The following is a 15167-nucleotide window of genomic DNA, read 5'->3' as shown; positions in this document are numbered from 1 at the left end:
GGCGGTGTAGCTGGTCCAGCCTCGGCGTGTCGGACAGGTGCACTGCCACGCCGCTTGAGCGTGGATCGCTCGGAAACGGTCAGCCCGTCAGTCTGCTTCGCGATTGAGTCATGACGGTCGGTGACCGGCCGCCTAGCGTCGCGGGTATGCATCCGACCGGCGCCTTTCCGGCACCCCCGCCCGCACACCCGGGGCTGACCGCGCGACTCACTCAGATGGCTGCGGCCGACCGGACGGTCGCCGACGCCGTGGCGGCGATCAACGCGGGCGAGCCCACGCCGCTCTGCGTCGGGCTTCTCGACACCCCGGTCGGCAGCGACTACCTGCCGGCCGCCAACATGATCGTCCTCTCCGCCACGTACGCCGGTCCGACGCTCGGCGTGATCGCCGGCAAGTTGATCCTCTATCGGCTGGCCGCCCGCCTCGAACAGCTCCCCGTGAACGTGGCCGACCCGGTCGCGCTCCAGGCGTTCAACACGCGGCAGGAGCACCTGTGGCGGCTGGCGAATCCGGCACCGGCTTCCGTCCCTCCTCCGGACGTCTACCGGTTCTACCAGGGCACCAATCGCGAGAACTTCTTCTCCGGGCCCGGCTGCATCTCGGTCGTGGGACTCGATCCGGGCAAGGCCGGTGGCGGTATCGGCTGCAAGCGGTGGGAGAAGCACATCGTCGCCGCAGAGTACAAGGACCAGGGTTGGCACACCGTCACGCTCAGCTTCGAGGTGGCGCTCTCCTACGCACGGCAGCACACCGAGTGGGCCATGGGACTGAAGGAGCACGAGCCCGCCCGCCAGGACGTGGCGGAGTGCGGCGGTCTGGTCCTCAGCTTCGACGTGCCACGGGTCGACGTCGACCGCAGCGAACGGTGGCGCCAGGACAACAGCGGTGACCACCACAACTTCCAGACCTTGGACGCGATTCTGCCGGGCCAGCTCCAGGTGGTGGAGGAACTGGCCGTGCCCGGACCGTTGACGAAGGTCGCGCCGCCGCCGATGGTCGCCCAGATCCCGGCCGTGCAGCGGCAGGCAACCGCCGCCCAGCAGCCGGGCGCCAAACGGCGCGTCTATCCGACGAACTTCACCTGAGGCAACGGTGCGGTGGGGTGTCAGCCGGCGCGCAGCGCGTCGTCGAGGGCGGTTTCGCGCTCGCCGAGGTGCACCGGGTCGCGGCCGGAGAGTACGTCCACCGCTGCCTTCAGGCCGGCGCCGTACTCGCGGGTCGAGCTGATCCGCCAGGTCCGGTCGTTGGACACCCGCACCGTCTCGTCGCCCACCCCGTTGGCGTCGACGCCGAGATGGCGGCAGACCGTGACGGCCCGGGCCAGGTGGAACGACTGGGTGACCACCGTCGCCCGATCCACGCCGAAGATCCGCTTGGCACGGGCGCAGGAGTCGTACGTGTCGAAGCCGGCGTAGTCGAGCACCACCTTCTCGGCGGGAACTCCCCGGTCGACGAGCCAACGTTGCATCGCCTCGGGTTCGTTGTAGTCGTGGCGCATGTTGTCGCCGGAGACGAGGATGGCGCGTACCTTGCCGGTGGCGTACAGCTCGCGGGCGATCTCCAGCCGGGCGCTGAGGAACGTCGACGGGGTGCCGTCCGGCTGGACCCGGGTGCCCAGCACCAGGGCGACGGGGGCCTCGGGCACCTCGTCGGCGGTGTACGTGCGCCCGTCGGCACCGGAGCGGATCCAACCGGTGCTGGCCCAGGCACCGCCGGTCAGCAGCACCACACCGGCCGCACCGGCCAGCACCGTGCGGCGCAGCCAGCGGCCCCGGCCGTTCTCCCGGATCCGGCGCAGCCGGGCTGACACGGCGGTACGGATCGGCATGTGATCGATTATCCCAGCCCCGAGCCACCCACCCCCACCCCCTCACCCCGCCCACCCCACCGTCCCGCCCACCCCCGCCGCACCAGATCTGCGTCGATCATGGAGTTGTGGACGTGTACACGGCCGCTTTGTGGGTTTTTGGGTATGCCACAACTCCATGATCGACGTAGCGGGTCGGCGGGGCGGGTGTGGGTGTGGGCGGCGCGGGGGTCGATCCGTGCCCGCACCAGTCGTCAGCCGAGCCGGTAGACGGAGACGTGCGAGGTGCTGTCCGGCCCGAACGCCGAGCGGTCCCAGTCGGCGTACCGTTCGGCGAGGTGGAAGCCGGCCTGCCGCGCCATCTCGTCGATCTGCTCCGGCCACATGTACCGCATGGCGAACGGGTGCAGGTGTACCCCCGTGCCGTCGAAGGTGACGGTCTGCCGGAGGAACGTCTGCGCCTCGCGGTCGTACCGGTGCACCCGGATGGCGACCGAGTCCTCGGCCACCCCCCAGGGCCGGACCTGCTCGTCCCGGTCGATGTCCGCCGGATCGGGCACGTACGTCTCGATGACGAACGTCCCGCCCGGCTCCAGCACCCGCGCGACGTTGCGGAAGCAGTCCGCCTGCCGTTCCTCGCGGGTGAGGTTGAACAGCGTGTTGAAGACCAGGAACACCAGCCGGTACGGCCCGGTTACCCCGGGTACGTCCGCCATGTCGCCGATGGACACGGGGATGTCCACGCCGCCCGGCTTGCCGCGCAGTTGCGCGACCATCTCGGGTGACGCCTCCACCCCCTCGACGACGCAGCCGTGCGCGGCGAGCGGGAGGGCCACCCGACCGGTGCCGATGGCGAGTTCCAACGCCCGACCGTCACCGGCCAGGTCGGCGAGGAACGCCGCCGCCGGCATCGGGTCGGGCAGTCCACCGGGCAGGTCGTAGGTGTCGGCCCAGAACCGGCCGAAGTGCCCCGGGTCGTCGAAGACCGACATCAGCGGCCTCCGGTGGTGCTAGTGGTGCCGTACGGCACCTCGATCGTGGGAAACCACGTACTCACGAAGCCTCGTTTCGACGGAGTCGGTGACTGTGGGTCGCTGCACGTGCGTCGTGGCGTACCTCATGTCGGTCGAGCCCCCTTCGATCGTCAGGCGGTGATTCCTCGACCAGCCAAGCCGGGCCGGTGGTGAGTGGCAACCCGTTTTCCGGCGCGTGGGTGCCGCGCCGGTCGGTCAGCTGATGTAGTGCAGGATCACGTTGTGTACGTGGTGACTCTTCTGGTCACCCCGGAACTCCACCTCATAGGTGTGCGTGCCGACGTGGATGGCGATGGCGCCGGTGGAGAAGAACGAGCCGCCCCAGGACTTGTTGCTGACCACGCTCACGCTGGTGATCTTCGAGTACGGGATGCTGGTGATCGCGTACTTCTTGCCGATGAACGAACGGTCCTGGATGATCACGCGTCGATCGGTCAGCCCGATGAACCCGGTGCCGGTGCCGACGGCGTCGTAGACGGCGATGATCTGTTCCCCGTCGAGCAGGCCACTCTGGATCTGCTGGAACTGCTCCTTGCGGTCGTACGTCGCGTTCGTCATGTACTCCACGGTAGGTGGCCGACGCCAACCACAAGATCCGCCAGGTCAGCCCGCCAGGTCAGCCCGGCGGGGCGTCCCGGTTGGCGTCCTCGGCGGCACGGACGAACTCGCGGACCCGGGCGGTGGTGTTGCTCTCCAGCCAGACCAGCCCGCGCAGGATCGGTGGTGCGTCGGCGATCGGCACGTACGCCACGTCGGGGCGCGGGTAGTAGCGCCGGGTGTGTTCGCCCACCGGCAGCACCCCCTGGCCCATCGCCACCAGGGTCAGCATCTCGGAGAAGGTGGCGCCCGCCGGCCCCTTCGGCACCGGCCGACCGGCCGGGGTGTGCTCCGGCGTACGGTCGCGCTTGAACGCCGCCGACGTGACCGCCGGGTACTGGACGACCGGGTGGCTGGTCCGGGCGAACAGCGGCGCGCCGATCCGGTGCTCCAGCTTCTTGACCACGTGGCTCACCCGGCCGGTGCTGACCCGTAGGCGCTCGGCCGTCCGGCCGAAGTGCAGTTCCTCGGCGAGGGTCAGGAAGGTCTCGATCTCGTACCGCTCCAGCACATCCGCATCCCATCGTTGACCAGGGCGCAACGATCGTACGGTGATCGGCTCTTGGTCGGTGGCGTCGGACGGCGCATCGTGAACGGCATGAACACGACTTCCTCCGACCCGACACCGGCGGTGCGGGTCACCGGTTTCGACCACGTGGTACTCAACGTGGCAGACGTCGAGCGATCCCTCGACTTCTACTGCGGTGTGCTCGGCCTGGCCCCGGTCCGGGTGGACCAGTGGCGGGCCGGGCAGGTGCCGTTCCCGTCCGTCCGGATCAGCCCGGAGACGATCATCGACCTGGTCCGGCGGGATCGGGGCAGCGCCAACGTCGATCACTTCTGCCTGGTCGTGGCACCGCTGGACTGGCAGCGGGTGATCGACTCCGGTGTCTTCACGATCCTCGAAGGCCCGGTCGGGCGATTCGGTGCGCGTGGCGACGCGGTCTCGCTCTACGTCCGTGACCCGGACGGCAACTCGGTCGAGCTGCGGGCGTACCCGCAGGATGATGCCGAAGCCTGAGCGGAGTGTCGGGGGCCGCTGGTCAGCTCAGGCGGTCCTCGCCCGGCTCCGCCACCGCACGGTAGGCGTCCTCGATCCGGGCGGCCAGCAGGACCTCACCCTCGGTGAGGGGTTCGTTGTTGTGCCCGACCCGGATCTGGGTGTGGTCGGCCTTGCGGCTGATCTCCGGTCGTAGGTGCAGCGCGTCGGCGACCACCTTGACCCGTTCGGTCAGGGCCGCGTGCTGCGTGTCGTCTATGACCAGAGTGCGCCGAATCTGGTCGCCCTCGCGCGTCCACCCGTTGAGTAGGGTGAGGGCGTCGCTGAGGTAGTCGTGCTTCGCTCGACCGCCGAACAGCGCCCGCATTACCGCACCTCCCAGGCTTCGTTGCCGGCTTGTGGCCAAATCGTCGCCGCCCCGTGTCTTGTCGGTGCCTCTAGTCTTACGTCACTCGGATGGTGTGTCCACGCCCACACTTCTTGGGATTCCTGGCCTGACGGTCGACCAAGCTACCCAAACCGCCGATTGATCTGGCACGCTGGACGCCCGTGCGGACCGAACGGGCTAATGGTGGCGGGCAGGCTGCCCGCAGGGACCCGAAGGTGATCGTCGGGGCGGCCATCATCGAGGACGGGCGAGTGCTGGCCTGCGCCCGATCGGCCCCACCCGAGGTCGCGGGTATGTGGGAGTTCCCCGGCGGCAAGGTCGAGCCGGGGGAGAGCGAGACGGCGGCGTTGGCCCGGGAGTGCGCCGAGGAACTCGGCGTACGCGTCGAGATCGGCGACCGGGTCGGCCGCAGTGTCCGGATGGCGCACGGCCGTTCGGTGCTCAAGGTGTACGTGGCCCGCCTGCTGCACGGTGACCGACCGCAGGCGTTGGAGCACTCCGGGATGCGCTGGCTCTCCGCCGCCGAGCTGGACTCCGTCACCTGGCTGCCCGCCGACGCCCCCATCGTCGCCGCCCTCCGCCCCCTCCTGGCCGAAATCCTCCCCCCACCGCCCACCGGACCACACCCGGCGTAGCCCCCGCCCCGCCCCTGCCCCGCCCCGCCCGCCGCCCGCGCGTCGCTATCTCCGTGTCGATCAAGGGGATTTCGTCGGAGAGAGCGCTCACCGGAGACGCAAACTTCTTGATCGGCGGGGACGGTGGGGGCGGTGGGGGCGGTGGGGGTGGCGGGGACGGTGGGGGTGGCGGGGACGGTGGGGGGTGGGGCGGGGGTGGGGGATGTGGGGGAGGGGCCGTGGCGGATGCCACGGCCCCTCCGACGCGTTGTGCTGGGTCAGTGCTTCTTGTCGTCCTGCTCCGGGTGCGCGAAGTTGAGGTGCTCCGGGGGCAGCGGGAAGGTCACGTCGTCGCCGAAGGGCGAGGGTGCCGCCGCCCGGTCGAAGGTGAGCTCCGTCAGCGGCAGCTTGCCGCTCGCGTCGACCGCCGGGGCGGTCGGCCGGGGCACCTCACGGTGCCAGTTGACGCCCTGCTGGGCCTGCACCTCGGCGTCGGCGTCGTGGGAGCCGCCCGCGTGCGAGTGCACGCCGTGGCCGCCGGCGCTGGAGCGCACGGCGCCCGGACTGTGTTCGCTGGTCACGCTGGTCTGAGGCACCTGACCCCTCCGGAAGATCTTGCTACCGAGCCATACGAGTGGATCGTACCTGCGGTCGACGACCCGTTCCTTCATGGGGATGATCCCGTTGTCGGTGATCTTGATGTGCTCGGGGCAGACCTCGGTGCAGCATTTGGTGATGTTGCAGAATCCGAGACCCTGTTCCGCCTGCGCGTACTCCTTGCGGTCGGTCTTGGTGTCCAGCGGGTGCATGTCCAGTTCGGCGGCCCGGATGAAGTACCGGGGCCCGGAGAAGGCCGGCTTGTTCTCGTCGTGGTCACGGATCACGTGGCAGACGTTCTGGCACAGGAAGCACTCGATGCACTTGCGGAACTCCTGCGAGCGCTCCACGTCGACCTGCTGCATCCGGTAGTCGCCGGGGGCCAGGTCGGCCGGGGGAGCGAAGGCCGGGGTCTCCCGCGCCTTCTCGTAGTTGAACGACACGTCGGTGACCAGGTCCCGGATCACCGGGAAGGTGCGCAGCGGCGTCACCGTGACCGTCTCGTTCTCCTCGAACGTGGACATCCGGGTCATGCAGCCGAGCTTCGGCATCCCGTTGATCTCCATCGAACAGGAACCGCACTTGCCCGCCTTGCAGTTCCACCGGCACGCCAGGTCGGGCGCGTCGGTCGCCTGGAGACGGTGGAGCACGTCGAGGACCACCTCGCCCTCGTTCACCTCGACGGCGTAGTCCTGCAGGTCGCCTCCGTCGGCGTCCCCCCGCCAGATCCGGAAGTTGCGCTTCGTACCCATTCCTCAGCTCTCCTTCCCGGCAGCGTCGGCGGCGGCGACGGTGTCGAACTCGGCCAACTCCTCGTCGGTCAGGTACTTGGCCAGCTCGGTGCGGTCGAAGAGGCCGAGCAGTTCGGTCCGCATCTTCGGCAGTGGCTTGCGCTCCAGCCGGACGGTGTCGCCCTCCAGCGAGCAGACCAGGTTGACCCGTCGCCACTGCGGATCCATGGTCGGGTGGTCCTCGCGGGTGTGGCCGCCGCGCGACTCCCGGCGCTCCAACGCCGCCCTGGCGGTGCACTCCGAGACGACCAGCATGTTGCGCAGGTCCAGCGCGAGGTGCCAGCCGGGGTTGTAGCGCCGACCGCCGGAGGCGCTGACCTTCGCCACCCGCTCGCGCAGCTCGGCCAGCCGGACCAGCGCGTCCTCCAGTTCGGCCTCCCGCCGGATGATGCCGACCAGGTCGCCCATCACCGCCTGGAGGTCCTGCTGGAGGGTGTACGGGTTCTCGCCGGTGTCCCGTTGCAGCGGGGCCAACGCGGTCTCCACCGCGATTTCCACCGCCTCGACGGCCACCCGGGGTCGCCCGCCGAGTTGGTCGACGTAGGTGGCCGCGTGGCCACCCGCGCGCTTGCCGAAGACCAGCAGGTCGGAGAGGGAGTTGCCGCCCAGCCGGTTCGAGCCGTGCATCCCGCCGGAGACCTCACCGGCGGCGAACAGACCCCGCACCGAGCCGTGCGCGGCGCCGCTGTCCGGGTCGACCTCGATGCCGCCCATCACGTAGTGGCAGGTCGGGCCGACCTCCATCGGTTCCTTGGTGATGTCGACGTCGGCCAGGCCCTTGAACTGGTGGTGCATCGACGGCAGGCGGCGACGGATCTCCTCGGCCGGCAGCCGGGAGGCGATGTCCAGGTAGACGCCGCCGGCCGGGGTGCCCCGACCCTCCTTGACCTCGGTGTTGATCGCCCGGGCCACCTCGTCGCGGGGCAGCAGCTCCGGCGGGCGTCGGTTGTTGTCCGGGTCGTCGTACCAGCGGTCCGCCTCCTCCTCGGTCTCCGCGTACTGCTTGCGGAAGACGTCGGGGACGTAGTTGAACATGAACCGCTTGCCCTCGGAGTTCTTGAGCACGCCACCGTCACCGCGGACCGACTCGGTGACCAGGATGCCCTTGACCGAGACCGGCCAGACCATGCCGGTGGGGTGGAACTGGAGGAACTCCATGTTGATCAGGGTCGCCCCGGCCCGCAGCGCCAACGCGTGACCGTCCCCGGTGTACTCCCACGAGTTCGAGGTGACCTTGTAGGAACGGCCGACGCCACCGGTGGCGAGCACCACGGCGGGTGCCTCGAAGAGGACGAACTCGCCGGACTCCCGGTAGTAGCCGAACGCGCCGGCCACCCGGTCACCGTCGAGCAGCAGCTCGGTGATGGTGGTCTCGGCGAAGACCTTGATCCGCGCGTCGTACGAGCCGTGGTCGCGCTTGTCCTCCTGCTGCAACGAGACGATCTTCTGCTGGAGGGTGCGGATCAGCTCCAGGCCGGTCCGGTCGCCGACGTGCGCCAACCGGGGGTACTCGTGGCCGCCGAAGTTGCGCTGCGAGATCTTGCCGTCCTTCGTGCGGTCGAACAGCGCCCCGTACGTCTCCAGCTCCCAGATCCGCTGCGGTGACTCCTTCGCGTGCAGCTCCGCCATCCGGAAGTTGTTCAGGAACTTGCCGCCGCGCATGGTGTCACGGAAGTGCACCTGCCAGTTGTCCCGGCTGTTCACGTTCCCCATGGCTGCCGCCGCGCCGCCCTCGGCCATCACCGTGTGCGCCTTGCCGAACAGCGACTTGGAGATGATGGCGGTCTTCTTGCCGGCCAGCCGCGCCTCGATCGCCGCGCGCAGGCCGGCGCCGCCGGCCCCGATCACGACGACGTCGTAGTGGTGTCGTTCGATGCGGGTGGTGGTGCTCGGTCCGTGCTGAGGATTGGTCATGTCGGGGGCCCTTAGTTGATGAACCGCAGGTCGGAGATCCACCCGGCGGCGATCGACATGACGTAGAAGTCGGTCAGCGCCAACGTGCCGAGGGTGATCCAGGCGAGCTGCATGTGCCGGACGTTCAGCCAGGAGACGAAGCCCCAGGCCCGGTAGCGGACCGGATGCTTGGAGAAGTGCTTGAGCCGCCCGCCGATGATGTGCCGGCAGGAGTGGCAGGAGATGGTGTACGCCCACAGCATCACCACGTTGCCGACCAGGATCAGGTTGCCCAGGCCGAAGCCGAAGCCCTCCGGGCTGCGGAAGGCGGCGATCGCGTCCCACGTGTTGATCAGTGAGATGATCGCGGCGAAGTAGAAGAAGTAGCGGTGCGAGTTCTGCACGATCAGCGGGAACCGGGTCTCGCCGCCGTAGCTGGCGTGACCATCGGGCACCGCGCAGGCCGGCGGAGAGAGCCAGAACGACCGGTAGTACGCCTTGCGGTAGTAGTAGCAGGTCAGCCGGAACAGCAGCAGGAACGGCAGGGTGAACGCGGCGTCCGGGATGATCCACCAGCCGGGCAGGTACTGCCCGAAGTGCGACGCCTCCGGAATGCACCGGTCGGTCACGCAGGGGGAGTAGAACGGGGTCAGGTAGTGGTACTCCTCGACCCAGTACCACCGGTGCATGAAGACCCGGACCGTCGCATACGTGATCCACGCACCGAGCCCGATGACGGTGATCAGTGGCGCGAGCCACCAACGGTCCGTACGCAACGTCTTCGCCGCGATGGCGGCACGTGCCCGCGCCCCTCGCGGTTTCGGTTTCGTTGCCGATGATGTCATTCGCGTCGTCTCCCTGACGGGGCCCTGTCACGGGCGGCGGAACACTTCCGGTCGGCAGGCGGACCGGTCATCCCGCGCCCACGTGCCACGTCATGCGCACACCAACGACCGCACCGGGTTTCTCGGCGCAGCTAAGTGACACACGTTACGCCGATCTAGGCGGGCCGTCCGCGCAAGGCAGTGTCCCGTGTGTCCCGAACTTTGGAAAGCCTCTCGCCATGATCAATATGTGAGCGTCCGAAAAAGATCGACAAACGGGCGATGAGCTGGTCAGCCGGACGCCCCGCCGGTGAAGTTCCACTCGGCCAGCCGCAGCGACGGCGCCTCCCACCAGACGCCGTCGTACCGACCCGGCTGGCGTACCGCCCGGCGGCCCACCTCCAGCACCCCACCCGGCGCCAACGCCCGTGGGTACGACTCGGTGAACCGCAGGTCGCGCACCGCGCTGGTGACCTCGCCGTCCTCGATCAGCCAGAGCCCGTTGCGGGTCAGCCCGGTCACCACGAGACTCTTCGGGTCCAGGACCCGGGTATACCAGAGGTCGCTGACCAGCAGGCCACGCTCCGTCCGGGAGACCAGGGCCGCGGTGTCGGCGTCCACCACCGCCCCGGTCGGCGACACCGTCGCCCCGACCGACTCCACCGCCCCGGCGCGCCCGGACGGCACCAGCCGCAGGTTGCCCGGCATCGGGCCGAAGGTGGCGCTGCCGGGCGCGGCGTGACCGGTCGAGACGGTGCCCAGCTCGGCGGCGCTACGTCGGTCGTGCGCCACGGCCGTGGTGGTGCCCGCGTCCACCAGGGTCACCATCCCGGTCGGCGTACCCTCCAGGTCGAACGGCAGGCCGGTCGCCCCGAGCGGGTCGTCGACGAGCGTCACCGCCGGGTCGAGCTGGGCCGTTCCGGGCTCGGCGAACGACTGCCGCTCGGCGTACCGCTTGCCGTTGAAGCCGTACCAGGCGAGGTTCTGCAACAGGTCCGTCACCGCGGCCGGCTCCAGCACCACCGGGTAGCGCCCCGGCGCCAACTCGACCGGGTCGACCGCCGCCCGGGCCTTCGCGGCGGCATGCCGCCCGAGCACGGCGCCGTCGAGGTAGGCCAGCCGGTCGACGCAGTGCCGGGCCACCCCGTCCGCGCCACCGGCCCGTGCGATCCCGTCCATCGCCGCCTCCGCCGTGCGGCCCTGGGCGGTGTGCCCGGCCGAGTTGGCGAACGCCACCGACCGGGACGTGGTGCGGCAGTAGCCGGCCGTCTCCAACCCGTCGGCCGCGTCGACGAAGGCCCGCACCAGGTCGGCCCGCTCGTCCGGACCGGCGTCGGCGGTGGCGGCGTCCCACCGCGCCGGTGCCGGCATCTCGGTCGGCGGGGTCAGGCCGGGCCAACCCCGGTCGGGCGGGGTGAAGCGGGTCGCCGCCACCACCCGCTCCACCAGCGCCCGCAGTCCGTCGGCGCTGACCGTGCTGCCCACCCCGGTGGCGGTACGCCCACCCAGGTGCAGCCGAAGCCGGACCTCCACGGCGGACTCGGCGACGTTCTGGTGGATGGCCGAGTTGGCGAACCGGGTCAACGCCGCCTCGCCCCGGGCCACCGTCACCTCGGCCTGGGCGTCCGCGCCGCCCAGCCGGGCGACCAGCTCCACCACCCGCCCCGCCAACTCCAACTCGGTCATGCCGCCACTCCGCTCCGCTGCGTGTCGTCATGTGAGCTGAGCTTGATGATTCGCTCGCGGTGCTCGCTCATGCCGCCACTCCGCTCCGCTGCGTGTCGTCATGTGAGCTGAGCTTGATGATTCGCTCGCTCATGCGCGGACCCCCACCCGGACGCCGCGGAACCGGGCCGGTGCGGCCGGATGACCGGTGTGGCCGATCTGACCCGGCTGGCCCTTGCCACAGTTCGGGGTGCCCCACGAGACGATCTCCGAGGAGAGCATGTCCATTGAACGCCAGAACTGCGGCCCGATGCCGGTGTACGTGGGATTGCGGACCATCCGGCCACGTCGGCCGTTGCGGATCTCCCAACCGATCTCGCAGCCGAACTGGAAGTTCAGCCGCTTGTCGTCGATGGACCAGGAGCGGTTGATGTCCATCAGCACCCCCTCGTCGGTGGCGGCGACGATCTCGTCCAAGGTGTGCGGGCCGGGCTCCAGGCCCACGTTGGTCATCCGCACCATCGGCAGCCGGGCCCAGCCGTCGGCGCGTACGCTGCCGCCGTAGTCCAGGCCCGCGACGGCGGCCGAGTCGCGTCCGGCCAGCACGCCCACCCACCGTCCGTCGCGGACCGCGTCCCGCCGGACCGCCGGTGACCCCTCGTCGTCGTATCCGAAGCTGCCCAGCGCGCCGGGGATGGTCGGGTCGATGGTGATGTTCATCAGGTCGGAGCCGTACCGCAGCGAGCCGAGCTGGTCGAGGTCCAGCCAGGACGTGCCGGCGAAGGCCGCCTCCCAGCCGAGGATGCGGTCCAGTTCGATGGCGTGGCCGACCGACTCGTGGATCTGGAGCGCCAACTGCTCGCCGCCGAGGATCAGGTCGGTCTCGCCGGCCGGGCAGAGCGGCGCGGTCAGCAGCGCCCGGGACTCCTCCGCGATGCGGGCCGCGTGCGCGGTCAGCTCCAGTGAGTCGACCAGCTCCCAGCCGGTGGTGCCGTACTGCCCGCGGTAGCTGGGCCAGGACCGGCGCTGCGTCTCGCCGTCGCCGATGGAGGTGGCCGAGATGCCCGCCCCGCACTCGCGGATGTGCTGGTCGATACGGTGGCCCTCGCTGGAGACGAACCACTTCGAGGTGTCCCAGACCTGGTAGAGGCCCTCGGTCAGATCGGCGCCGTGCTCGGCCATCGTGCGGGTCGCGGCCACCAGCAGGTCGCCCTTGGCGGCCAGCGAGACGCCGAGCGGATCCACCTCGCAGGGTGAGGCCCAGCTCGCCGTGGTCGGCGTCGACGGCACCAGGTCCACCGGGGGACCGGGCACCCGGGCGCTCGCTGCGGCGATCCGCGCCGCCCGTCGGCCGGCGTCGCGGGCGCTCGCGTCGGAGACGTCGGGTACGGCGTGGAAGCCCCAGCTCGACCCGACCAGCGCGCGTACGCCCAGGCCGAAGCTCTCGTCCTGGGTCAGTGCCTCCACCTCGCCGTTGCGGGCCGCCATCGACTCGTAGCGCCGCTGCATCACGCGGACGTCCGCGTACCGGGCGCCCGCGTCCAGCGCGGCCTGCACGGCGACCTCGGCCGCGTCGAACTCGGTCATCCCCGCACCCCGTCGTGCTCGCTCATGGCCCGACCCTAGGCCAGCCGACCGACGTGCGCGCGACGGACGGCTCGTGCCGTGCCGGGCCCTGAGGTGTAAGGAAGGGTCCCCTGCTATGCACGAGGCGTTAGTAAGGTGCCCTTCCTTACTCCAGCAGGTGCGTGCGGAGGAAGTCGAGTTCCAGGCGTAGGAGACGTTCGGCGAGCCCACCGGCGGCCAGGTGCGTCGCGCCGGTCAGCGGCAGCACCGAGTGCGGTCGGCCGGCGGCCAGCAGCGCGGCCGAGAACCGCAGCGTGTGCGCGGCCACCACGTTGTCGTCCACCATGCCGTGCACCAGCAGCAGCGGCCGGGCCTGCGCCGGGTCGGTGGGCGGCTCGGCGGCCATCTCCACCAGCGAGTGGTGCGCGTACACGTCCGGACCGTCGTCGGGCAGGCCGAGATAGCGCTCGGTGTACGCGGTGTCGTAGAGGGCCCAGTCGGTCACCGGCGCCCCGGCTATCCCGCACCGGAACAGCTCCGGGTGCCGCAGCACCGCCAATCCGGCCAGCCAGCCGCCGAACGACCAGCCGCGCACCCCGACCCGGGACAGGTCCAGGTCCGGGTGTTTGTCGGCGAGCGCGGTCAGCGCCTCCACCTGGTCGAGCAGGATCACGTCGGCGACCCGCCGGTGGATGGCCTTCTCGAACGACGGCGCGATGCCGGGCGTACCCCGGTTGTCGACGACCACCACCGCGAAGCCGGCGTCCGCCCACCACTGCCGTTCCAGCCAGGCCGCGCGGGCGGCGACCACCTCCTGGTGCCCCGGCCCGCCGTACACGTCCAGCAGCACCGGCAGCCGTCGGCCGGTGACATGGTTGTCCGGATAGAGCACGGCCGAGGGCAGGCGTCGGTCGGTGACGCGTTCCAGCAGCGGCAGCGGAGAGTACCGGGGGGTGGCCGCCAACGACCGGAGCACGCCCACCTCGCGGTCGCCCTGCCGGACCGTCCACCGCACGCCCGCGTGGTCGAGCGAGGCGACGCCGATGACCAGCACGTCCCCGCCGACCGCGCCGTGGTGCCAGCCCGCGTCGCTGGTCAGCCGCCGGGCGTCGACCCCGCCGCCGATGCTGGTGCGGACCCGGAACAGGTGCTGCTCGCTGGGCTCGCCGTCGCTCGCCTCGACCAGCAGGTCCGCCGGGCCGGTGCCGGTGGCGAGCCGACCCACCACCCGGCGGACGTACAGCGAGGGCGGGGTGAGCAGGGTGCCGTCGGCGAAGAGACACCGCGCGTCGTACCCGTCGTGGGCGAGTTCGCCGCCGACCAGCACCCGCCCGTCCGGCAGGTGTGCGGGGGTACCGGCGATCGGCTCCACCCAGCGCGGGTCGGCCAGTTCGGCGTGCACCTGGGTCTCGCCGGTGCGCGGGTCGACGGCGAGCACCAGCCCGTGCTGCTGCGCGCGGCGCAGCACGGTGATCAGCGGGGCGCCCTCGGCCCAGTGCACCGCGGTCAGGTACGGGTAGGTCTCCCGGTCCCAGTGCACGTCCACCCAGCCGCCGTCGAGGTCGAGCAGGTGCAGGCTGACCTCCGCGTTGGGGCCGCCGGCCACCGGGTACGCGACGCTGACCGGGGGGCTGGCCGGCTGCGCCGGGTCGTGCAGGTGCCAACGGGGCAGCCGGGACTCGTCGACCCGGGCGGCCAGCACCGAGCGGCCGTCCGGTGCCCACCAGTAGCCCCGGTGCCGGTCGAACTCCTCCGCCGCGATGTGCTCGGCCAGTCCCCACAGCACCCCGGAGTCCTCGCCGGCCAGGATCGTGTCGGTGCCGTCGACGTCGACGACCCGCAGTTCGCCCCGGCGCACACCCTCGGCGGCGTCGGTGACGTACGCGAGCCGCGCGCCGCTCGGGTCCGGTCGGGGGTCGAGGACCGGGCCGGCGGTCGGAACCTCGATCACGTCGCCGTGTACCAGGTCGGCTCGGAACAGGCGGCCGGCCAACGCGAAGACCGCCACCCGGCCGGCGGCGTCCAGGGCGTACGACCCGATGCCGGCGGCGGAGAGCCGCAGCCGTTCCCGCCGGGCCCGTTCGCCGGGGCTCAGCGCGGCCGGGTCGGCGTCCTCGCCGAGCAGCGTGGCCGGGTCGGCGACCAGCCGTTCCTCGCCGCTCGCCACGTCGAGTTGCCAGAGCGCGTCGGCCGGGTCCTCCGGCCCCGCGGAACGCAGGAAGACCACCCGGGCCCCGTCGTCGGCCACGGAGACGGCGCGTGGCGCCCCGTGGCTGAACCGGCGGGTGCGGGCGGCCAGCTCGGGAAAGTCCACAGGCCAGATCGTATGCGGCGGCCGAGCGTGATGTGCCGGACCCGAGCGGACGCGTCAGGACTGATCGGGGAGAACCG

General features: G+C 70.9%; 14 protein-coding genes. 3 read left to right on the top strand and 11 right to left on the bottom strand.

The annotated features are described in order from the left end of the window. Positions 1 to 146 precede the first annotated feature (146 nt). The gene (locus tag ACQVFL_RS25765; RefSeq protein ID WP_431727779.1) at positions 147 to 1085 is read left to right on the top strand and encodes a hypothetical protein; all 939 of its coding nucleotides are present in this window, start codon (positions 147 to 149) and stop codon (positions 1083 to 1085) included. A gap of 20 nt (positions 1086 to 1105) precedes the next feature. Here ACQVFL_RS25765 and ACQVFL_RS25760 read toward each other — a convergent pair whose 3' ends face one another. From ACQVFL_RS25760 to ACQVFL_RS25745, 4 genes are all read right to left on the bottom strand, one after another. After that, positions 1106 to 1828, bottom strand: a complete 723-nt coding sequence (locus ACQVFL_RS25760; protein WP_431727778.1) for a SanA/YdcF family protein — start codon at positions 1826 to 1828, stop codon at positions 1106 to 1108. Positions 1829 to 2061: 233 nt separating this feature from the next. Continuing rightward, a complete protein-coding gene (locus ACQVFL_RS25755; protein WP_431727777.1) occupies positions 2062 to 2799 on the bottom strand; it encodes a class I SAM-dependent DNA methyltransferase in 738 nt (245 codons plus the stop codon). A 237-nt stretch (positions 2800 to 3036) separates the two neighbouring features. After that, positions 3037 to 3399 (bottom strand): PH domain-containing protein, encoded by a 363-nt coding sequence (locus ACQVFL_RS25750; protein WP_117226445.1) that lies wholly within the window; start codon positions 3397 to 3399, stop codon positions 3037 to 3039. Between the two features lie 58 nt (positions 3400 to 3457). Continuing rightward, a complete protein-coding gene (locus tag ACQVFL_RS25745) occupies positions 3458 to 3949 on the bottom strand; it encodes a LysR family transcriptional regulator (protein WP_431727776.1) in 492 nt (163 codons plus the stop codon). An 87-nt stretch (positions 3950 to 4036) separates the two neighbouring features. Between ACQVFL_RS25745 and ACQVFL_RS25740 the strand changes: the two genes are divergently transcribed. Beyond that, positions 4037 to 4459 (top strand): VOC family protein, encoded by a 423-nt coding sequence (locus ACQVFL_RS25740; RefSeq protein ID WP_431727775.1) that lies wholly within the window; start codon positions 4037 to 4039, stop codon positions 4457 to 4459. Positions 4460 to 4481: 22 nt separating this feature from the next. Here ACQVFL_RS25740 and ACQVFL_RS25735 read toward each other — a convergent pair whose 3' ends face one another. Beyond that, on the bottom strand, positions 4482 to 4805 hold the full coding sequence (locus tag ACQVFL_RS25735; RefSeq protein ID WP_396690466.1) for a 4a-hydroxytetrahydrobiopterin dehydratase: 324 nt from the start codon (positions 4803 to 4805) through the stop codon (positions 4482 to 4484). Positions 4806 to 4987: 182 nt separating this feature from the next. Between ACQVFL_RS25735 and ACQVFL_RS25730 the strand changes: the two genes are divergently transcribed. Next, positions 4988 to 5461 carry a (deoxy)nucleoside triphosphate pyrophosphohydrolase gene (locus ACQVFL_RS25730; RefSeq protein ID WP_431727774.1) on the top strand — a complete coding sequence of 158 codons (474 nt, stop codon included), beginning with the start codon at positions 4988 to 4990 and terminating at the stop codon, positions 5459 to 5461. A gap of 257 nt (positions 5462 to 5718) precedes the next feature. On the opposite strand, the gene ACQVFL_RS25725 is transcribed toward ACQVFL_RS25730, so the two are convergent. From ACQVFL_RS25725 to ACQVFL_RS25700, 6 genes are all read right to left on the bottom strand, one after another. Next, on the bottom strand, positions 5719 to 6789 hold the full coding sequence (locus tag ACQVFL_RS25725; protein WP_396690470.1) for a succinate dehydrogenase/fumarate reductase iron-sulfur subunit: 1071 nt from the start codon (positions 6787 to 6789) through the stop codon (positions 5719 to 5721). 3 nt (positions 6790 to 6792) lie between these two features. After that, a complete protein-coding gene (locus ACQVFL_RS25720) occupies positions 6793 to 8742 on the bottom strand; it encodes a fumarate reductase/succinate dehydrogenase flavoprotein subunit (protein WP_396690472.1) in 1950 nt (649 codons plus the stop codon). 11 nt (positions 8743 to 8753) lie between these two features. Next, positions 8754 to 9566 (bottom strand): hypothetical protein, encoded by an 813-nt coding sequence (locus tag ACQVFL_RS25715; RefSeq protein ID WP_350692664.1) that lies wholly within the window; start codon positions 9564 to 9566, stop codon positions 8754 to 8756. 270 nt (positions 9567 to 9836) lie between these two features. Further along, on the bottom strand, positions 9837 to 11231 hold the full coding sequence (locus ACQVFL_RS25710; protein WP_431727773.1) for a TldD/PmbA family protein: 1395 nt from the start codon (positions 11229 to 11231) through the stop codon (positions 9837 to 9839). Between the two features lie 129 nt (positions 11232 to 11360). Continuing rightward, positions 11361 to 12797, bottom strand: coding sequence for a TldD/PmbA family protein (locus ACQVFL_RS25705; RefSeq protein ID WP_431727772.1), 1437 nt, complete (start codon positions 12795 to 12797; stop codon positions 11361 to 11363). A 145-nt stretch (positions 12798 to 12942) separates the two neighbouring features. After that, positions 12943 to 15090: a prolyl oligopeptidase family serine peptidase gene (locus ACQVFL_RS25700; protein WP_431727771.1), complete on the bottom strand. Its 2148-nt coding sequence runs from the start codon at positions 15088 to 15090 to the stop codon at positions 12943 to 12945. Positions 15091 to 15167: the final 77 nt, after the last annotated feature.

The sequence above is a fragment of the Verrucosispora sp. TAA-831 genome, assembly GCF_050780145.1.
GTDB lineage: Bacteria > Actinomycetota > Actinomycetes > Mycobacteriales > Micromonosporaceae > Micromonospora.
The sequence above is the reverse complement of the archived record's forward strand: the minus strand, read 5'-3'. Positions and strand labels throughout refer to the sequence as shown.